The organism is Pseudofrankia coriaricola (genome assembly GCF_032027725.1).
GTDB lineage: Bacteria > Actinomycetota > Actinomycetes > Frankiales > Frankiaceae > Pseudofrankia.
On the sequence record NZ_JASNFO010000112.1, the window covers coordinates 1 to 19,764 of the forward strand.

The following is a 19,764-nucleotide window of genomic DNA, read 5'->3' on the forward strand; positions in this document are numbered from 1 at the left end:
ACTAGTGCTGCCCCGCGTAAGTCTTGCTGGGGTTGTCAGGCGGCTTTGAGGGGTTCGCCGGTGTAGGTCCAGCGGTAGGGCTTGGCGGTGCGGTCGTGGACCTCGATGAAGTGGAGGATCTTGTTGGCGAGGTTGTCGCGGGAGGTGAAGTCGCCGCGCCGCAGGAGCTGGCGGGTGAGGGTCGAGAAGAAGATCTCGACCATGTTCAGCCAGCTGGCGTGTTTCGGGGTGTAGGTCACGACGAACCGGGGGTGGGCCGCGAGCCACCGCCGGGTCGCGTGCGCGGTGTGGCTCGACCCGTTGTCCATCACCAGGTAGATCTTCAGTGTCGGGTCGATCGCCTCGTCGAGCCTGGTCAGGAACCAGGTGAAGTTCGCCGAGTTGTTCTTCCCGGGGATGATCTCACCGAGGACCTCGCCGGTGGCGACGTCCATCGCCGCGACCAGCGACACGGTGCCGTGCCGGACGTACTCGAACTCGCGCCTGGCGGGGGAGCCGGGGCGGATCGGGCGGGTCGGGTGGCGCCGCGAGCGGGCGTGGATCGCGGTCTTCTCGTCGACGCTGATCACGACCCCGTCCGCGGGCGGGTGCAGGTAGAGGTCGCAGACCGCGGCGGCGCGGTCGGCGAAGTCCGGGACGGCGGGCCGGTTGAGCCAGCCCCGGACCCGGTGCGGCTTGAGGTCGAGATCGGCCAGGACCCGGCCGATCTGCGCCGGTGACATCCCGACCGTGGGGGCGAGATGCTCGGCGAGCAGCCGGTGCGACCACTGCGACGCCGCCTGTGGGGCGGTCTCGGTGACGGCGGCCAGCACCGCGAGCCGGGCGTCCGGGCCGTAGCGGCGCGGCCGGCCGGGGCGGGGCCGGTCGACGAGCGCGGCCTCGCCGTCGGTGGCGAACCGGGCGCACAGCCGGCGGACCGTGTCCGCGTGCACGCCGTGGCGGCGGCCGAGCGCGACCGGCCCCCACCGGCCGTCGGCCGCGTCCAGCAGGATCCGGGCCCGTCTGACCTGGTCGAACGGGGCACTCACCGTCCCGGCGAGCTTCTTGAACCGTTGACGCTGCGCGGCGCCGAGGACCACCCTCGGACCGCCGGACCAGCTGCCCACCTGAGCACCCACCGCATCCTGGAAGGGACAGTTCCAGGACGACAGGGAAGAACCGGGCAGACCCGCGCGCGGGTCCGACACGCCAAGGCGGGCAGGATAGGGACGTGGCGAAGATCCCCGAGATGGCCCGGGTAGTGCTGGAACACCGGCTGCGCACCCAGCACACCGCCCGCTGGCCCCAGCTGCGCGACCTGACCATCCGCTACCGCGGCGACTTCGCCTACCTCGACGCCGTCTTCGCCGACGAGGCGGACGACGCGGCCCCCTACCCGCTGTGCCGGCTGCGCTACACCGGCCAGCCCGACCAGTGGGGCTTCGCGATCTACCTCGACAGCCGCGGCGCCTACGAGGACTCCTACCTGCCGAGTGGCGAGTCCGTCGGCACGCCCGAACAGGCCCTCAACTGCGCCTGCGGGCTTTACGCCGGCGACCCCACCGCCTGGATCGGCTGATCACCAGCCAGGCCAGCAAGATTTACGCGGAGCTGCACTAGTCGCACCCGCAGTGGACCTATCCGTCATCGGAACCCTCCTCCTCGGCATCCGCCACCTCGCACTCGCCGGCGCCACCACACAGCAGATGCGGCCGGCCTGGCGACTACTCGTGTTCGCACTGGTCACCCTCGCACTCAACGTCGCCGACCCCCTCATCGAACAGAACTACGGCAAAGCAGCCTTCGACGCCGTCGGACCACTCCTCCTCATCGGCTGGTCCGAGGTCGGACCCGGCCTCCTCCAGGCGATGAAAGCCCTCGGCCCCACAGCCTCCCCACCCATGTCCGCCGAGCATTCAAGCCCGCCAGCCCCCGAACACGACACACCAGTGAACCGATCCCCAGCCACCGCCGTAGAGACGGCGAGGGCAGAGCCGCCGCAGGCGCCAAGCAAGGCCCACGAGCAAGATCTACTCCACCGAGCACGAGCCGAAGACGTCCTCCACTGGCAACACCACCAGCGCCCGATCTCCGCAGAAACCCTCCGTAAACGACTCCGCGTCGGCGCCCCAACCTCGCGCAGACTCGTCGCACAGCTACGCACCGACACCCACACCCAGATCGGAGGCAGCGCCATGCAGGTCGACGACCAGCCCCGGCAAAGCTGACCGGAAAGGGCCGGCGATCCCATACTCACCACTACCCCAGCGAGCACAGGATCGCCGTGAAGATCCACGACAATCTATATACGAAACAACGCGCCGGCCCGGACGCTGAGCCCAGCCATCTCTCTTCGATGATCGTCCGCCCGAGAGCGCGGTCGATCGCCGCGTGGAGCCCAGGGTCGTCGCCGAGTCCACATTAGAGTCCCGCGTCAGCGTAAACCGGCGATTCGTACCCGGGCCGGAAAATCTACATGCTGCTCGCCGGACGCGCCCGGTGCGAGCTGGGCGATGCGGGTCTACGGCCACCAGTTCTGCACCCGAAACAGCCATGTTGCGGTGGCTGCGCCAAGAGCACGGTCCGAAACACTGGAAAGAATGGACGGTAGGATGTCCACGACGTCCGAACGGCGATGGGATGCCGCCGCTTCCAGAGCTTGAGTGATGACGGTACCGCGTTGGTCGTCGGGCAGGCAGGGGGCGAGTCCAGCCAGCGCCACAGCTCGGTCGCCGGGGTCATCGATGGTTGCTGCGACGGCAAGGGCTTGGTCGAGGAGCCTGTCCGTCAAGTGGGGTGCCAGCGTCGTTAGTACTTTCGTCCGACGGTTCAGGTAGTCACGATTGGCGTCGACGGCCATGGCCTGGGCCATGGCGGTTTCGCGTTGGTCGACGGGCAGGCGGACGACGAGTCCGGCCAGCGCCACAGCGGCGCAGCCGGGGTCATCGATGCCCACGGCGACGGAGAGCGCTTGGCCGAGGAGGCTGTCAGGCAGGTAGAGGGCGAGCCTCCTCAGCACGTCCGCCTGGAGCCAGAAATGGTCGCTGGTAGCAACGGCGCTCAGCGCCGCGGTGATAACAGGACCGCGCTGCTCTTCGACAAGATGAGGTATGAGCACCGAGAACGCCCATGCCTGGCCATCAGAATTGTCAAGCGTGGCAACGGCGGTCAATGCCTCCGTGAGGTGCGGCGCGAGTCTCCGTTCGGGCAGGTGCGGAGCAAGCGCCGCCAGCGCCGCTGCCCGATCGCGCGGGTGGTGAACGGCGAGAGCCGCAGCGAGCGCCTGGTCAAGGACCAGAGCACGCTCGTCATCGGCAATGCAAGGTGCGAGCTCCGCCAACGCCGTTGCCTTATCACCTGGGTCGTCGATCGCCGTGGCGGTGGTCAGCATTTGAGCCAGGAGGTTGTCGTCCAGATGCTGAGCTAGCTTCACCAGTGCCAGCACCCTGCTCCTTGGACTGTCTACGGTGGTCGCAACCACGAGTGCCTGGTCAAGGAGATCGTCAGGAAGATGGGGTATCAATACCCGGAGCACCTCATCCCTATCGAACCAGCGTTCGAGGGCCGCTGCGGCGGTCAACGCATCGGCCATCGCCGGGCCACGCTGGCGGTCCGGCCGGCGGGCTGCCAGTGCCGCGTGGGCCAACATTAGATCCAACCGGCCGTCGAGAGCGTCCGCCACTGCATTCGCTTGCGCGAGGAGACTATCGGGCAAATAGGGTGCCAAATCGGCCAGCAGCATGGCCCGCAAGTGCGAGGAGCCGACGTCAGCGATAGCGGTCAGCGCTTGCCCGAGAACCACGCCACGTTGCTTGCCGTCGGTGACGTGCGGGGCCAATGCCAGGAAAACTCGGGCCCGGCCGCCCGGGTGGTCGATGGTCATGCCCTCTGCCAACGCTTGGGTGATGGACGAGCCGCGTTCATCAGCCATGTAGGGCGCCAACCGCGCGAGGTTCTCGATCCGTCGGGTCGGGTCGTCGATGGCTCGGACGATCGTCAGAGCCTCCGCGAGTAGAACGCTGGGCAGATGCGGCGCCAGCGCCTCCAAGGCCAGATCCGTCCTGGCAGAGTCCTGCTCACGGAAGGCCGCCGTCAGCGCCGGCGCGAGCGCTTCGGCGCGTTGCTTCTCGGTCAGCTGGGGCGCCAGCAGCGCGAGCGCGAGCGCCTGGGCCAGCACGTTGCCGATGGTCGTAGCGGCGGCCAGAGCCTGGGTAAGCACCGGTGAACGTTGTTCATCGGGCAGGTGAGGCGCCAGCCCTGCCAGCGCCTCTACCCGAGCGCGCCCATGGTCGATGGCGGTGGCGGTGGCCAGCGCCTGAGCGAGAAGATCGTCGGGTAGGTGCGGTGCCAGGTTAGCCAGCGCGTTTGCCCTCCCTTCGGGGTCGGGTTTGGTCTGGGCGTAGGTGAGTGCACGGTTTGGGGTCCAGATGTCAGCTTCGACGAGCCGGGCGAGCAGGGATGGTGGGATGTTTCCGGCTTGGCTGGCGAGGGAGCCAGTTAGGAGGGCATAGGCAATCTGGCGGACGAGGCCATTCGGGTCATTGACCTGGTAGCGGGTCTTCGCGTCATGCCACGCGGCCCGCAGGGTGGCGAGGTAGTCGCTGACACGGTCGAGGTCCTCGTGGGTGGTGCACCAGGTGTTGTGGACGGTCCCGGCCAGGTTGAGCCACTCGGCGGCTAGGAGGTCGTCGACGAGGTCGGGACGGTCGGCGGCGAGCAGATGGCTCACGAGTTCGGCGATGCCGTAGTAGTCAAGGTCCGTGAAGGCGGTGGTGTCGCGTAGATGGGGCAGGCTGTGGTCCAGCCCGCCCCACCGGTCGAGAAAAACGTGGCCAACGACTGCGTGCAGATCGGCGAGGGCTTGGTGAGTGAGGCTGCTGCGGGCATAGTCGTAGACCAGGTCGTGGACGGAGACGGCGCGGCTGCGCGGGTTGATCTGGATGAAGGAGACGTTCGCCAACTCGCGCAGGGTCTGGCGGGCCTGAGTCGTCTCGACACCGGCGCTGGCAGCCCACAGGGCTGCGATGACCGAGACCGGGACGGGGCCATGGCCCTTGAAGACCGCCAGTTCCCGAAACCGCGCCGCAGTGGGTGTGCTGAGCAGTCGCGCAGTGGTGTCCATGGCGACGAGCAGGCTGGCCTCGGGATAGTCAGGAAACCGGACGGCGAGGGCGGGAAGGTCAGCACCCCCGAACAGGTCTGCGAGTTCATCCCAGTCCCACCACAGGCCCGAGACCAGACCACCGGCGATTGCCACAGCGAGCGGAAGGCCACCGCAATGGGCAAGCACAGTGTCGGCCGCGGGGGGCAGATCGGCGGCCGGCCAGCGGGCGTAGGAGGCCAGCAAATCGCGCGCAGTGGCCGGGTCCACATGTCCAACCGGGTGCCACAGGGTGGCAGTGTGTAGGACACCGGGACGCCGCGAGGTGACCAGGATCCGGGCGCCGGTGAGCCGGGGAAACGCCTCGACGACGGCCGATTCCCACACGTCGTCGAGTACGACCAGGCAGTGGGCCCCGGAGAGTAGGTCACGTAGCCGTTCCCGGCCATCAGTCGCATCGACGACGGCGCGGGCGTCACCGAAGGCCCGCAGGACACGCCCTTGGACGGCGGTCACGTCGGCGCCGGGGTTGACCTCGACCCAGACAGCGCCGCCCGTGAACCGGCGGCAGATTTCCTCGTCGTGGATGAGCGCGCGGGCGATCGTCGACTTGCCCGCGCCGCCCATCCCGACCAGGCCAACCGCGCCCGCGCCGTCCACGTCCAGCAGCGCGCGCACCGCGGCCAGATCGGCCTCGCGGGGCACGTACTGCTCGGGCAGCGGGCGGGCCGAACGCAGGTCAACCCAGGACGGGACGAGCCGCGCGAGCCGTGCCGGTGCCGAGCCGAACACGGCGTTGTAGGGCCAGCGCGCCGCGGCGGCAGCGAGAACCCGCGCCCGGCCGTCGGCAAGGACGCCGGCGGCGAGCTGTTCGGAGACGGCACGCCACAGCTGCGTGGCGGTCGAGACGTTCCACGACGGCAGCCGGTCCAAAGGGAAGCCAGCGCCGGCAAGAAGTTCCTTCACCGCCGCCGGGTCGGGGCAGGCATGCGCGAGCGCGTCAATCTCTCTGTCCGACAGTGCGATCACTGACGCCCCCCGTGCCAGCAGCTGACCACCGAGCAGCGCCGACGGCCTAGGACATCATCCCAGCCGCAGCGACGGATCAGCGAGCCCGGATCCCGTGCTCACCGCTACCCCAGCGAGCGCGGGATCGCCGCGAGCACAGAAAGCTGCCCAGCTTCAGCGATCGCCTGTTCTGACGGACGGTGCGACCCCGGAGGGGTGACGCGAAGGGCAGGAAGTCCAGCTGCCCGCTTCAATGATCTACTGCCCCGGAGGACGGCGCGATACGGAACCTCGGGTCGACGTCGTGCGTGTGGGCGACACTTCAATGATCATCCGACGGTCCCGACGAACGCACAGAGCCCGCGACATCTCGAGCCACGACACGATCACGCCGGCTCGTGGCACCGATCAGTGCGACGGCCGGCTACAACAGCCCCTCCGGCGCAAATCTGCTCCCATGACCGACGTACGGAGGTGGCTACGCGCGGGCCCTAGGCGGTACTCCTCAAGACGGTCTCGGGCCGTCGCACGCTCATCCTCGGTGAACAGCGGCTCGTACTCGGGTCGGAGCAGCAAAGTCTCGACGGTCAGGTCGAGCCGGCCACGCTCCCACAACGCCGTGAAACCTTCTGACGGCTTCGACTTGGCCAGCAGCTCACGCGCGGCGCGCACTCCGCCCTGGTCCGAGACCATCCTCAGGAAGTAGGTCGCGGGATACCCTGCCTCGCTCTTGGCCTTCCGGTAGATCCCCACCATGTCCCCGTGAAAGGCCCGTTCAAGTCCCACCAGATCGCCGGCCATGCAAGAAAGTATGGCGATCCATACCCCGATCATCCAGCCGCGGTGGGAGTGTCCCGTCACAGCCGACGCGCCGCGTTGAACGGGGAACGGCATCAGCGCGCTGCCGCAGGCTGTGCCCGTCGAGGGCCGGGCCTCGGAGTGGCACGCTCAGTCCCGACAGCAGCGACTGCCCTGACAAGCCTCGAACACCCAGCGCGCCGCCGCCGCAGGCCGCCTCCGCCGCCTACGCAAGACCCGCCCCGATCTCGCCTCCACCCTTGACGCCCAGATCACCCAGTACGAGTCCACCGACGAGCCACCATTCGCCTCACCGACGGAGATGGAACTCCAGGTCAACGGCCTGAAAGCTAGTTCTGGCACGGTACAAGGTGCTCGGCAACGATCACCCGGACACGTTGACTGCAAGGTTGATCGAAAAGCGCACCGGCGGTCCCGTGCTCACCGCTACCCCCACCGAGCACGGCACCGCCGCGACCGCGCGACCGCCTTCCTATGGTCCCGACTTCAGAGATCGTCCGTCTGACTGCCTGACTGACTGACATAGCCGGTCGGCTATGCAATTTTGGCTAGGTCAAGGATCGTTTCGTGCCCGTCGGCGAAACTCACGATCATGCGAGCGGTACCGCCGATGGCGGCCAGGTAGGCGTTAAGAGTCGACAGGAGCAGGTCGTGGGGCTGCTCCATCCTGCTGATAGCCGCCTGGGTGACGCCCAGGCGGCGAGCGAGTTCCACCTGCGTGAGCTCGGCAGCCCGGCGGAGCGCAGCCAGGCCCATCGCATAGGTGCGGTCCGCTTCGGCCATGTCGGCGCGAACCTGGAGGACCTCGTCGGCGATGTCGGGGCGCTGGGCAAGCTGGCGGATGCGGTCATTGCCCCGGATGAATGTGATGTCGTCTTCGGTCATTGGGCGCCTCCTTCCTGGCGGCGAAGCCAAGCATCAACGAGCGCTTCACCGCGTGCCGAAGCGCTGGCGTAGAACACGTCGCCGATCGGCTTCTTGTCGAACCCGATCAATGCGAGCACGACGCGGTCGTCCTCTGGAAACCAGCAGATGATCCGGACAGCTACATCCGGTTCGAACGGGTGGGCAACGCGCCACAGCTCGTGGCGGCGGGCCTGCCGCACCCGTTTGAAGGTCGCGGACTCCTCGGTGGGTCTGGCCGGGAGCTCGGCGAGTGCCTGCAGGAGCGCCACCACGACAGCAAGGAGGCGGCCTCCCTGATCTTCCGCTCGGGTCAGCCAGCGGTCGAACTCGCCGGTCCAGTCGACGATCACTCCTCTGAGTATGAGCCCTGGTTAATACAACGTCAACCTCATATGGGGCACGTGGGGCAGGGATGCGACTCACGAACGCGAGCGCTCTAAGCCCTGGGATGCGCGCGGCCAGGGTCGGCGAACCTACACAACACCCCCACCGCCGCAAGCACGACGAGTGCCAGGCCCAGCGCGCCGGCGAACGCGGCCGCGCCGCGCTGGACCGCAGACGGCAGGCTGGCCCCGTCGACGCGACTGAGGATGCCGGCCACCAGCGCCACGATGACGGTGACCGCTGCGCACAGCGCGACGACAAGGACTCGGACAAGGGCGAGGGTGGGGTACACGTCTGCTCCAGCCGCGCCCCGCTCCCTGGCCGGCGAGGCGCTCTGGAGGCAGCGCGTAGCGGACCCTACGGTTCCCCGGGATGCGGCACGTTCGACGTACGCTCGCTGCCTGCGACCGCGTGTTGGCCGCTGCGACATCGGCGTTCCGGCACGGCCAGGGAGGGACGTGCCGATCACAGTTCCCAAGTTCGACACCTCCCAAGGCGCCGCATTGATCGTATTAGCACCTCGGCTGGCGGCCAGTAATCCTCCTCCGTGTGAAGTGGCTGCTACGCCTTCCGCGCCCTCGTCGACCTCGACAGGTCGGCCAGATCGGGGCCGGCGAGCACGGTCACGGAAGTGGCATGGTGGGTCGCTCCGCCCAGGAGCCTGACCGCAGACAAGCACACGGACGGGGCCGAATATCGACACGCCTGCGTCGTCGCGTCTGCGCGAGTGCGGACCGTAGTGCTGGAGCTCACCTATGGTGCTCGACTGCCTCCGCCGCAGACTGCCACACCCCAAGTGAGCACCGCCCAGCCAAACAATAGGCGGCGGTCGACAGGGAGAAGGCTTCCCGCCGCCGGTCGCAGGTTCCTAATTATGAGTTCCAAAACCGCGCAGTTCACCTCCGTTGGGGATCCCACTCCTACCGGTTGGCGAGGCGGCGTTGTAGTTCGGCGTGCCGGAACTGGTACACCGCGCCGACTTGACGCAAGACGCCTCGTCCTTCGTGGGCATCGGCCAGGAAGCCCATCAGGTCGCGGGGCAGCCGGCCGCGAGTACTGAGCCATGCGCGGGTCAGCGCGAACCTCCCCCAGACTGCATTGCGCTCGTTCAGTCCGAGTCCGAAGCCGAGTGCGACCCAGCCCAGCGTTCCGAACACGACGCCGCCGATGATCCCGTTTGTGAGCCCGCCCGCGATGTCTGCCATGGTTCCGACCAGAAGCCCGGATATGAGGCCGCCGACGAGCCCGATAGACCGGAAGGCGGCTCGATCTTTGCGGAGAACCCACGGCGGGCTTACGGCTGCCGCGAGATCTAGAGGCATGGTGTAAAACCCGGGCGCGAGCGCAACTGTGACCGCTACTACCAGACCGACTACCAGCCCGACGATGGGTCCGCTCACGAGGCCGACCCCGAGCCCGATCTCCATCCCGATGCTCAAGCCGAGCACTAGCCCGACCACGAGGAGGTCGGCCTCGGGCAGGTTCCATCGCACTGCCCACCGCGGCGACTGCGCGTGGTCGGGCTCGTGACCGACGGAGATCCAGAGCGCAAGCCCGCCCCCGACTCCAATCGTCAGTCCGAGGGGGCCGATTGTGAGCCAGGCCGCGAGGCAGCCCGCGAATGCGCCCGCGAGGCCGACCAGGCACGCCTGAAGCGCGCGCTGCCGGGGAGACAGAGCCTCCGGGAGCTGCCACCAGGCGAGGTCGACGCTACCGCCGAGAGCGTGTTCGAGGTGGCGGGCGAGGAAGACCAGCCAGCGTTCTGCATCGTCGGCCTGCCAGCGACAGCGGCGGGCGGGATTGGGGTGGGGTCGGTACGCAGCCGGAATGAACCCATCGAACAGATGCTGCTCGACGGCGGTGCGCGTCGGGAAGCGGATTGGATCGAGCAGCTCATCCGGGGAATCGCCGACCGCGAGCGACGGCTCGTCAGGGCGAGGGTTGTAGATGGTTCGGGCGAGGGTCGCGGTCAGAGGAGTCCTCAAGGCCTGCGCGACGGGCGGCGGCCAGGCAGTGAGCAGTATGTCCCAGCGGGCGGCACCGGCCGTGCTGCCGGCGGACATACGTAAGTAGTAAGCGACTGTCGCCGAGTCCAGCGGGCACAGCTGGATGCCGGCCGCGTCGGCCAGATGCACGCCGAGCCCAGGGCGCTCCGAGATCGCCTGCTGGTAGGCGGTCCTGCGGCAGGTCAGCACGACCCGCTGGCCGGGGCGTAGCGCATCATTGATCCGGATGATTGCCCTCGCGCGACCAGCCTCACCGATCTCATCGAGACCATCGAGCACGGCCAGGATGAGGCCAGCGTCGAGCAGCGCTTGCGCCCGGCTGGTGCCAACGTCGCCCGGCGCGGGCGCGGCCAGGCTGGGGTAGTCCGCGGTGAGCCGCTGGCTGAGCCAGTCATGCAGGGTCTGCGTGGTCGGGTTCCAGGAGGCCAACGAGACCAGCACCGGCACCGGACCGCCTGCAGCACGCCGGCCATCGGCGAGCAGATCGAGCACCAGACGAACGGCAAGCATCGTCTTGCCGGCGCCTGGCCCGCCGAGCACGACGAGCCGGCCGGTCGGCACCCGCTCCAGAAGACCCACAAGATCGTTGTCACCGCCAGCGAGCTCGGACGGCGCCGTCACCCAAGACCCCGCGCGTGGGGCCAGCGGCCATCCAGCCCCCGAGGTCGCCAGCCGGACGATCGACTCCCAGTGCTCGGTCAGCTCGCTGTCCGCTGCCACCCAGCGAACAGGTAGCGGATACGGATCGTTGAGACGGCGCAGCGCCGCCTCGTCCTCCCACTGGCGCCGGACCGCGAGCGCCAACTGATCGGCGACCCCAGCGAGGTCCTGCGCTCCGGCCGCCGCTTCTTCCCGATCAGCCCTGTAGGCGGCCCAGGCCAACCACAGTCCCGTCAACCCGGTAACCCCACCGACGAGCCCAACCAGTGTCGCCGCTGCATCCAAGTGATACCGCCGGGCAAGAACGACCGCAGTTACAGCCGACCCGACCAACAACACCACCGCGACGACGCCAGTACGACGCACCCGCGCCCGGGACGAACCCCCCATACGTACATCATCACCATCGCGGTCGATCACGCGGACGAGCGGGTCAATCAACCTGGATCCGACGAACCCGTGCAAGGTGTAGGCCTGGCTTTGCAGCCGGCAACATCAGCACCCGTCCCAATTGGGCACTTTAGGTACCGGGAAGCCACCTATTGGTGACTCAGGATCACGAGTACGTCAATTTCATAGCACTAAGTATATGTTTAATAACTCTGCGTGTGCCCCCAACGGGATTCGAACCCGTGCTACCGCCTTGAAAGGGCGACGTCCTGGGCCGCTAGACGATGGGGGCGGAAGGCCCTGAGCGACCGCTCCGAGTGGCCCGGACCGTCAGGATCTCCTGGCTAGCATAGGGGACTGGCTAGTCAACCGCCAAACAGGTTCCCGTCGGCCGGCCCGCCCGACCGCACTCCACCCCGAGCGAGGTCGGTCTTCGCTGGGAGCGGGGCCGCCGCCGTGACGACACTGGCGTGGACCTCGTCCGTGGACCTCGTCATCCCGTGGTTGTCAGCAGCCGGGTCGAGGGTGTGGGTGTCGCGGAACAGCCGCGTCCCGCGGTGCCAGGGACTCTGGCGCCGCGGGACGCGGCGGGGGCAGACACGGCCCGGTGGATGTGGCATGCCCGCGACCCACGGCGTAGTCGCCGAGGACGACGTCGATCAGACGGCCGGTGCCGATGAGCGTGGCGGGGACTCGGTCAACGGCGCCTCGGACGGACGCTGTGGGCCCATGAAGCCATGCCGTTGCCGACAACCCGCCACCGCCACGGATGCCACCGATGGCAGAAGACGACGCCGTCAGCATTTCGGTGACGCGTTACAGCAGCTTTCGACATGGATCATTATTCACCGATCCCTGGAGTTTGGGTCGCAAGTTTCCGCAAAGCTTTTCGGAGTCCTCGATCCGCGTGCGGACGCCAAGGTCAGCGCCGGGGAATCGTTGACCCGCGGATCACGAGCCGGACCGGCATCGTCTGCACGCCGCTGGCGGGCGCGGCGCCGTCCAGCGCCTCGAAGATTCGCATGGCGGCGGTGCGGCCGAGCGCCTGCAGGTTCGCGTCGATGCTGGTCAGCTCGGGCCTGGAGTTGGTCGCGAGCACCTCCCAGTTGTCGTACCCGATGACGGCGACGTCCTCCGGGACCCTTTTGTCGAGGTCACGGAGGATGTCGAGGACGCCACGCGCGATCAGGTCCGAGCCGCAGATGATCCCGTCGATGTCGGGATGCTGGCTGAGCAGCAACGCCGCGGCGGAGCGGCCCCAGTGCTCGGACCAGTCGGAGAACATGACGTCGCCGACGAGCTCGAGCCCCGCGGTCGCCAGGGCGGCCCGCAGGCCGACGGCTCGGTCCTGGGCCGCCGCGTAGGTCGGGTCGCCGCTGACATGGCAGATGCGCCGCCGGCCCGTCGACAGCAGATGCTCGGTGGCGATGCGCCCGCCACTGATGTTGTCGGGCACGACGGAGACGTCGGCCGGGTCGTCCGACGGCGCATAGGCATAGACCACCGGGACCGGAATGCCGTCGCCGAGGGACGGCCGCGGATTGGTCCGGTCACCGACGACGATGATGCCGTCGACCCGCCGGTTGAGCAGCGCCTTGAGATGGTGCTGCTCACGGATCGCGTCGCCGCGCGCGTCGCAGAGGAAGACGTTGACCTGGCCGGCGCCGAAGGCGTCCTCGGCGCCCATGAGGATCGGGATCACGAAGCGGCCCTCGAGATCGCCCGTGAGCAGGCCGACGGTGCCGCTGCGGCCGGCGAGGAGGCTGCGGGCGAGCTGGTTCGGTGTGAACGACAACTGCTCTGCCGCCTGGATGACCCGGCTGCGGGTGGCCGGGGCGACCTCGTCCCGGCCGTTGATGGCCTTCGACGCGGTGGCGAGCGAGACGCCCGCGAGCCGCGCCACGTCGCCGAGCGTGGCCGCCTTCCCGGGGTGCGGTTCCGCTCGCGCCATCCCAGCTCCCTTCGCCTTGACACGTCCCGCACATGGACGCATCACCACGCTCTTGACACCAACAACACCCGCCGCTAGCTTGCTAAGCTATCACATGATCCGAAAACCATTTCGGAAGTTTCGGATCTTCCCCTCCACCCAGTTCACAGCTCTATTTGGGCTCCCCCGCGGGCTCGTTCACGGATGAGCTAGGAGGTCAAGATGACAGGTAGAAAACGACTCGCGACCCGATTAGCCGCGTCGCTCGCCACCGGAGTGCTCGCGCTCGGCCTGGCCGGCTGCGGTGGCGGCTCGGACTCGGGGAGCAGCCTCGCCGACGCGGGAGCGACGGGCATCGACGACGGCTCCACCCTCACGCTCTGGACACGCGCGCCCCTCGAGAAGCAGGCCAAGCTGCTCGTCGAGGCCTACAACTCGTCGCACAAGAACAAGGTCGAGCTTACGGTCGTCCCGAACGACGACTACGTGGCGAAGGTCGGGGCGGCAGCCGGCTCGCACGGGCTCCCCGACCTGTTCGCGGCCGACATCGTCTACGTCCCCAACTGGGTCAAGCAGGGACTGTTCCAGGACGTCTCGGGCAACATCAACGGCCTGCCGTTCAAGGACAAGCTCAACCAGGGACACATCGCGGCCGGCACACTCGACGGCAAGGCGCACGTGCTGCCGTTCGTGATGGACCTGTCGATGATGTTCTGGAACAAGGAGCTCTTCAAAGAGGCCGGGCTGGACCCCGACAAGGCCCCGGCGAACCTGCAGGAGTACGCGGCCGCCGCGAAGGCGATCCAGGGTCTGAACAAGCCCGGTGTCTACGGGACGGCGACCGGCTTCAGCTGTGGGGGATGCCTCGTCTTCACCTGGTTCCCGAGCGTCTGGGCCGACGGCGACGAGGTGCTGTCCGCGGATGGCACGAAGTCGCTGCTCGCGGACGACACCGCCAAGAAGGTCTACGCGACCTGGAAGGACCTGGTGGACTCCGGGGCCGTGCTCCCGTCGTCACGGGACGAGACCGGTCCGACGTGGACCGCCGGCTTCACCGAGGGCAAGGTCGGCCTGATGCTCTACCCGGCCACGCTGCTGTCATCGACGCCGTTCGACGTCGGCGTCGCCGGGATCCCCGGACCGGCCGGCGGCTCGTCGACCTTCCTCGGCGGCGACGGCATCGGCGTCTCGAAGGACTCGAAGAAGGCCGCGCAGGCGTGGAACTTCCTCCAGTGGCTGGTGTCGGAGGACGCGCAGGTCGGCGTGCTCGCGAAGAACCACGACGTCGTGGCCCGGTCCGACCTGGCGGTCAACGAGTACTCCGAGAAGGACGACCGGCTCGTGACCATCAACACGGTGGCCGGTAACGGCGACACCCCGGTCGCGCTCAACTTCCAGCAGGCGTTCAACGCGCCGAACAGCCCCTGGCTCACGCTCGTGCGGGGCGCGGTGCTCGGCAAGGACGACTCGCTCGACGCTGACAACGACGAGATCACGACGGTGCTGTCGCACTAGTCCGCTGGACCGGCCGGCGCCCGGAGCGCATCCGAGCACCGGCCGGCTCGTTCCGTCCTCGAAGGATCCTCCATGACCGCGACTCCCCCCACGCGCGGCGCATCCCTCCCGGTATCTGGCCGGCGTTCCCGGCGCCGGGGGCATGCCGCCACCGGCTGGCTCTACGCGTCACCCACCGCGTTGTTCGTGCTGCTTCTCTTCGTGCTGCCGCTGTTTCTCGTGCTGCGGATGTCCGGGTCGGACTGGCCGCTGCTCGCGGGCAACCAGGGCATCAACGTCCCGGACGACTTCCACGAGGCCGTATCGCACCGGTTCTTCCGGGACTCGGTCGTGTTCACCGTGAAGTACACGGTCCTGACCACGGTCATCCTGCTGGCTCTCAGCCTCGGGCTCGCGGTGCTCGTGCAGGAGTCGACGCGCTGGAAAGGGCTGCTGCGCACCTCGTTCCTCGTGCCGAGCGCCCTCGGGCTCGCCTCCGCCTCGTTGCTTTTCTACGTGCTCTACTCGCCGCTCGCCGGGCCGTTCGCCGACCTCATGAGGTCGTGGGGCTTCACCTTCCTCGGCACACCCGAAGGGGCGCTCTGGTCGACGATCTTCCTCATCGTCTGGCGTTACGCCGGCTTCTACATGCTGCTCATGCTCGTCGGCCTGCAGAGCATTCCCGACGAGGTCTACGAGGCCGCGCGCATCGACGGCGCGTCGCGGTGGCAGACCTTCGTCGGGATAACCCTTCCGCTGCTGCGCCCGACGCTGACCCTCACGACCGTCCTGTGCGTGACCGGCTCGCTCCTGGCCTTCGACCAGTTCTACATCCTCACCAAGGGCGGCCCGGACAACTCGACGATCACGATTGTCCAGCTCATCTACAACGTGGCGTTCCAGGGCCAGAACGACCTCGGCGTCGCCGCGGCGCTGTCGGTGATCACGCTGCTCGCCCTCGTCATCATCAACATCGCGCAGATCCGCGCGTTCAGCCGGAGGGCCGACGACTGATGAGCCCGACCTCCACCCACGGTCGACCGACCCGCGCCGCCGACTCCGCTGGAACGCCCGCGGCCGCCGCGCCCAGCCGGGGCGTCCGGGGCGGCCGGGGCGGCCGCCGCGGCGGAAAGCCGCGTTCGCGCGGAGCCACCGTCGGCGGCGTCGTCCTGCGCACCCCGTACTGGGTGTTCACCACCGCGCTCGCGCTGATTTTCCTGTACCCACTCGTCTGGACCGCCGTCTCGTCCGTGTCGCCGCGCGCGGGCACGGGCCAGGTCGACGGCTGGGGCTTCGGCAACTATTCCACGCTCGGGCGCTACCAGGCCGGCATCTGGGTGTACCTGGGTAACTCGGCGTTCGTGTCGCTGCTCACCGTGGCCCTCACCATCGCCATCTCCTTCCTCGGCGGGTATGCGTTCGCGCGGTTCGATTTCCCGGGTAAGAACGTGCTTTTCCTCTCGACGCTCGCGATCCTCATGGTCCCGTATGCCACCCTGCTGATCCCGCTCTACGTGCTGCTCACCCGCGTCGGCCTGGCGAACTCGCTCGTCGGTGTCGCGCTCGTGCTCACGATGTTCCAGCTGCCGTTCGCGACCTTCATGATGCGCATCTCGTTCGAGGCGGTACCGCGAGAGCTCGACGAAGCCGCGATGGTGGACGGCTGTTCCAGCTGGAAGGTGCTCTGGCAGGTGCTCCTGCCCGCGGTGAAGCCGGGCCTCATCACGGTCGGCCTGTTCGCGTTCCTCACGGCCTGGAACGACTTCATGGCTCCACTCATCCTCATCAACGACACCAACCGGATGACGCTCCCGCTCGCGGTGTCGAACTTGCGCGGCCAGGTGCAGGGCGTGGTCGACTACGGGGCGACGGAGGCGGGTGTCGTCGTGCTCGCGCTGCCCTGCGTCGTCCTTTTCCTCATCTTCCAACGCCATTACGTCCGCGGCTTCATGTCGGGCGCTTTCAAGGGATGACGATGACCCATTCCATTACCGCTGGCGCCCGCTCCGTGCCCGTCGCGCCGACCAGGGGCGCCCTGCGTCCGCTCGGCCTCACCGAGGTCGCCATCGTCGGGGGCTTCTGGGCCCGCAGGCAGGACGTGAACGGCCGCAACACGCTTCCGCACATCGAGGCGTGGCTCGAACGCGAGGGATGGCTCCCGAACTTCGATCTCGCCGCGGCGGGACGACTACCCGAAGGGCGCCGGGGCCGTGAGTTCTCCGACTCCGAGGTCTACAAGTACCTCGAGGCCGTCGCCTGGGAGATCGGCCGCCGCGGCGGCGGCGACGAGCTCGATCGGCGCTTCCGCCGCGCGGTCGCCCGGGTCGCGGCCGCGCAGGAGCCCGACGGATACCTGAACACCCGGTTCGGCCGCCCCGGCCAGCCGCCCCGCTGGTCGGATCTGGAATGGGGACACGAGCTCTACTGTCTCGGGCATCTCTTCCAGGCAGCCGTCGCGCGGGCCCGCACCTGCCCCGACGCGGGCGACGGCCTCCTCGAGATCGCGTGCCGCGCCGCCGACCTGGTCTGCGAGGTTTTCGGCAAGGGCGGAATCGAGCGGATCTGCGGACACGCCGAGGTCGAGGTCGGCCTCGGCGAACTCGGCCGGGCGACGGGAGTACCGCGCTATCTCGAGCAGGCCCGCCTGTTCGTCGACCGGCATGGGGACGGCACGCTGCGCGATATCGAATGGGGCCGGTCGTACTTTCAGGACGACGGTCCCCTACGCGCCGCCGCGGTGCTTCGCGGTCACTCCGTCCGGGCGAACTACCTCGCCGCCGCGGCGACCGACGTCGCGGTCGAGACCGGTGACGACGAACTGCTCGCGGCGCTGGACCGCCAGTGGACGCGGACGGTCGAGCGCCGCACGTACATCACCGGCGGCCAGGGCTCACACCATCAGGACGAGGCATTCGGCGAGGACTGGGAGCTGCCTCCCGACCGCGCCTACTCCGAGACGTGCGCCGCCGTGGCGTCGGTCATGTTCAGCTGGCGGATGCTGCTCGCGCGCGGGGACGCCCGCTATGCCGACCAGATCGAGCGCAGCCTCTACAACGTGCTCGAGACCTCCCCCTCGGCCGAGGGCACGGCGTTCTACTACGCGAACACGCTGCACCAACGCTCACCCGCCGCCGATGCCGACGCCGACGCCGTCTCGCCGCGGGCCCAGTCCTCGCTGCGCGCGCCGTGGTTCGAGGTCTCCTGCTGCCTGCCGAACACCGCGCGCACGTTCGCCAGCCTCGCCGCGTACCTGGCCACGACGGACGGCTCGGGCATCCAGCTGCACCAATATGCGCCCGCTACGATCAGGGCCACGCTCGACGACGGGCGCGAGGTCGCGCTCGAGGTGGCGACCGCCTACCCGGCCGACGGCACCGTGCGGGTGCGCGTGCTGACCGATGCCGGGAAACCGTGGACGCTCTCACTCCGAGTACCGCCGTGGGCTTCGAATTCCCGGCTTGCCGTGCGAGGTGTCGACGGCTCACGCCAGGAGACCGTGGTCGGCCCCGGGGTGGCGACCGTTTCCCGCGGCTTCGCGGCCGGCGACGAGGTCGAGCTCACCCTGCTCGTCGCGCCGCGTCTCAGCCGCGCCGACTCCCGCGTCGACGCCGTCCGTGGCTGTCTCGCCGTCGAACGCGGGCCCGAGGTTCTCGCGCTCGAGTCAGTCGACCTGGCCGGCACGGCGATCGAGGAGTCCGACTTCGCCGACCTGCGCATCGACCCGGCCGTGCCACCGCGCGAGGACGCGGGAGTAGTGATCGCCAGCATTGTCGACGAGCGCACCGGCCGGCGTTCCGACGTACCGCTCGTGCGATACCACGCGTGGGCCGAGCGTGGGCCTTCAACGATGCGCGTGTGGATCCCCGTGCTCGGTGCCTGACGCGTCCCATCGACGCGTCCCGAGCATTTCGTTCGGATTGTCCGGCACGTTCGGAGCCGGTGGAGGGTGCACCGCCATGGCAACCGTTGAATTCGTCGAGGCCACCAGGGTCTATCCCGGCGCGGACCGCCCGGCGGTAGACGCGTTCGAGCTTCAGATCGCCGATGGGGAGTTCCTCGTCCTGGTCGGCCCATCCGGCTGCGGCAAGTCCACGGCGCTGCGGATGATCGCCGGGCTGGAGCCCGTCGACGCGGGCAGGATCCGGATCGGGGAACGCGACGTCACCGACCTGCCGCCCAAGAACAGGGACATCGCCATGGTGTTCCAGAACTACGCGCTCTACCCGCACCTGAGCGTGGCCGGCAACCTGGGCTTCGCGCTGAAGGCAGCCGGGGTCGCGAAGGAGGAACGCACCCGGCGGATCCGCGCGACCGCGGCGCTGCTCGACCTCGAGCCCTACCTCGACCGCAAGCCCAGAATGCTCTCCGGCGGCCAGCGCCAGCGGGTCGCGATGGGCCGAGCCATCGTGCGGGAGCCCCAGGTCTTCCTCATGGACGAGCCGCTGTCCAACCTCGACGCCAAGCTGCGGGTCTCCACCCGCACCCAGATCGCCTCCCTGCAACGCCGGCTCGGGGTCACCACCGCCTACGTCACCCACGACCAGGTCGAGGCCATGACCATGGGCGACCGCGTCGCCGTACTCCGCGAGGGCCAGCTCTGCCAGGTCGATACTCCGCTCGCGCTCTACGAGCGTCCCGAGACCGTCTTCGTCGCCGGGTTCATCGGTTCGCCCGCGATGAACCTCATCGAGGCTCCGCTCGAAGACGGCGGCGCACGGTTCGGCGAAACCGTGATTCCGCTCTCCCGCGCCGCCGCGCGGGCCGCGGCCGACGAGGGCGCCACCGCTGTCACTGTCGGATTCCGCCCCGAAGCACTCGAACTCCGCGGCGATGGCGAGGGCGAGTGCTTCGCCGTCACCGTCGACCTGGTCGAGGAGCTCGGTGCCGATGCCTACCTCTACGGCACCGCCGTAGCCCCCGCCGTGAGCGGGCGGATCGACGCGACGTCCACCGTCACCGTCGTCGCCCGACTCGCCCCGAAGGGGGTCCCACGACGAGGCGAGAAGGTCCGGCTCCGCATTCGCGACGACGCCTTCCATGTCTTCTCCGCGAAGACCGGCCGGCGCCTGCCCGACTAATGCCGCGGA

General features: G+C 68.6%; 13 protein-coding genes, 1 tRNA gene and 1 pseudogene. 7 read left to right on the top strand and 8 right to left on the bottom strand.

What is annotated here, in order from left to right; genetic code table 11:
* Positions 1-35: 35 nt before the first annotated feature.
* Positions 36-1,106 (bottom strand): IS630 family transposase, encoded by a 1,071-nt coding sequence (locus QOZ89_RS41180; RefSeq protein WP_241841751.1) that lies wholly within the window; start codon positions 1,104-1,106, stop codon positions 36-38.
* A gap of 104 nt (positions 1,107-1,210) precedes the next feature.
* On the opposite strand from QOZ89_RS41180, the gene QOZ89_RS41185 reads away from it, so the two are divergent.
* Together QOZ89_RS41185 and QOZ89_RS41190 are read left to right on the top strand one after the other, a co-directional pair.
* A complete protein-coding gene (locus QOZ89_RS41185; protein WP_071049086.1) occupies positions 1,211-1,558 on the top strand; it encodes a hypothetical protein in 348 nt (115 codons plus the stop codon).
* Positions 1,559-1,589: 31 nt separating this feature from the next.
* A pseudogene (locus QOZ89_RS41190) lies at positions 1,590-2,207 on the top strand (hypothetical protein); the annotation flags it as partial.
* A 293-nt stretch (positions 2,208-2,500) separates the two neighbouring features.
* Here the strand turns inward: QOZ89_RS41190 and QOZ89_RS41195 are convergent.
* The 7 genes from QOZ89_RS41195 to QOZ89_RS41225 form a co-directional block, all read right to left on the bottom strand.
* Positions 2,501-6,109, bottom strand: coding sequence for an NB-ARC domain-containing protein (locus QOZ89_RS41195; protein ID WP_312629585.1), 3,609 nt, complete (start codon positions 6,107-6,109; stop codon positions 2,501-2,503).
* Between the two features lie 1,332 nt (positions 6,110-7,441).
* Positions 7,442-7,792 carry a helix-turn-helix domain-containing protein gene (locus QOZ89_RS41200; RefSeq protein WP_071046981.1) on the bottom strand — a complete coding sequence of 117 codons (351 nt, stop codon included), beginning with the start codon at positions 7,790-7,792 and terminating at the stop codon, positions 7,442-7,444.
* Entirely contained in the window at positions 7,789-8,163 is a 375-nt protein-coding gene (locus QOZ89_RS41205) for a hypothetical protein (protein WP_071046980.1), read from the bottom strand. Before QOZ89_RS41205 ends, QOZ89_RS41200 begins: the two co-directional genes overlap by 4 nt.
* A gap of 86 nt (positions 8,164-8,249) precedes the next feature.
* A complete protein-coding gene (locus QOZ89_RS41210; RefSeq protein ID WP_071046979.1) occupies positions 8,250-8,489 on the bottom strand; it encodes a hypothetical protein in 240 nt (79 codons plus the stop codon).
* Between the two features lie 628 nt (positions 8,490-9,117).
* Positions 9,118-11,304 carry an NACHT domain-containing protein gene (locus QOZ89_RS41215; RefSeq protein ID WP_312629588.1) on the bottom strand — a complete coding sequence of 729 codons (2,187 nt, stop codon included), beginning with the start codon at positions 11,302-11,304 and terminating at the stop codon, positions 9,118-9,120.
* Between the two features lie 168 nt (positions 11,305-11,472).
* A tRNA-Glu gene (locus tag QOZ89_RS41220) sits at positions 11,473-11,545 on the bottom strand.
* A gap of 630 nt (positions 11,546-12,175) precedes the next feature.
* Positions 12,176-13,204 carry a LacI family DNA-binding transcriptional regulator gene (locus tag QOZ89_RS41225; RefSeq protein WP_312629590.1) on the bottom strand — a complete coding sequence of 343 codons (1,029 nt, stop codon included), beginning with the start codon at positions 13,202-13,204 and terminating at the stop codon, positions 12,176-12,178.
* A 201-nt stretch (positions 13,205-13,405) separates the two neighbouring features.
* On the opposite strand from QOZ89_RS41225, the gene QOZ89_RS41230 reads away from it, so the two are divergent.
* The 5 genes from QOZ89_RS41230 (at position 13,406) to QOZ89_RS41250 (ending at position 19,755) form a co-directional block, all read left to right on the top strand.
* Entirely contained in the window at positions 13,406-14,698 is a 1,293-nt protein-coding gene (locus tag QOZ89_RS41230; RefSeq protein WP_071046977.1) for an ABC transporter substrate-binding protein, read from the top strand.
* A 72-nt stretch (positions 14,699-14,770) separates the two neighbouring features.
* A complete protein-coding gene (locus tag QOZ89_RS41235; protein WP_312629592.1) occupies positions 14,771-15,691 on the top strand; it encodes a carbohydrate ABC transporter permease in 921 nt (306 codons plus the stop codon).
* Positions 15,691-16,650 carry a carbohydrate ABC transporter permease gene (locus QOZ89_RS41240; RefSeq protein WP_312629594.1) on the top strand — a complete coding sequence of 320 codons (960 nt, stop codon included), beginning with the start codon at positions 15,691-15,693 and terminating at the stop codon, positions 16,648-16,650. The genes QOZ89_RS41235 and QOZ89_RS41240 overlap by 1 nt, the downstream gene beginning before the upstream one ends.
* A gap of 2 nt (positions 16,651-16,652) precedes the next feature.
* A complete protein-coding gene (locus QOZ89_RS41245) occupies positions 16,653-18,557 on the top strand; it encodes a glycoside hydrolase family 127 protein (protein ID WP_312629596.1) in 1,905 nt (634 codons plus the stop codon).
* A 76-nt stretch (positions 18,558-18,633) separates the two neighbouring features.
* The gene (locus QOZ89_RS41250; protein WP_312629598.1) at positions 18,634-19,755 is read left to right on the top strand and encodes an ABC transporter ATP-binding protein; all 1,122 of its coding nucleotides are present in this window, start codon (positions 18,634-18,636) and stop codon (positions 19,753-19,755) included.
* Positions 19,756-19,764: the final 9 nt, after the last annotated feature.

Coding starts and splice junctions, on each gene's coding strand:
- QOZ89_RS41200 (WP_071046981.1), bottom strand. CDS start 7,792: ATGACCGAAGACGACATCACATTCATCCGGGGCAATGACCGCATCCGC.
- QOZ89_RS41225 (WP_312629590.1), bottom strand. CDS start 13,204: ATGGCGCGAGCGGAACCGCACCCCGGGAAGGCGGCCACGCTCGGCGAC.
- QOZ89_RS41230 (WP_071046977.1), top strand. CDS start 13,406: ATGACAGGTAGAAAACGACTCGCGACCCGATTAGCCGCGTCGCTCGCC.
- QOZ89_RS41235 (WP_312629592.1), top strand. CDS start 14,771: ATGACCGCGACTCCCCCCACGCGCGGCGCATCCCTCCCGGTATCTGGC.
- QOZ89_RS41240 (WP_312629594.1), top strand. CDS start 15,691: ATGAGCCCGACCTCCACCCACGGTCGACCGACCCGCGCCGCCGACTCC.
- QOZ89_RS41245 (WP_312629596.1), top strand. CDS start 16,653: ATGACCCATTCCATTACCGCTGGCGCCCGCTCCGTGCCCGTCGCGCCG.
- QOZ89_RS41250 (WP_312629598.1), top strand. CDS start 18,634: ATGGCAACCGTTGAATTCGTCGAGGCCACCAGGGTCTATCCCGGCGCG.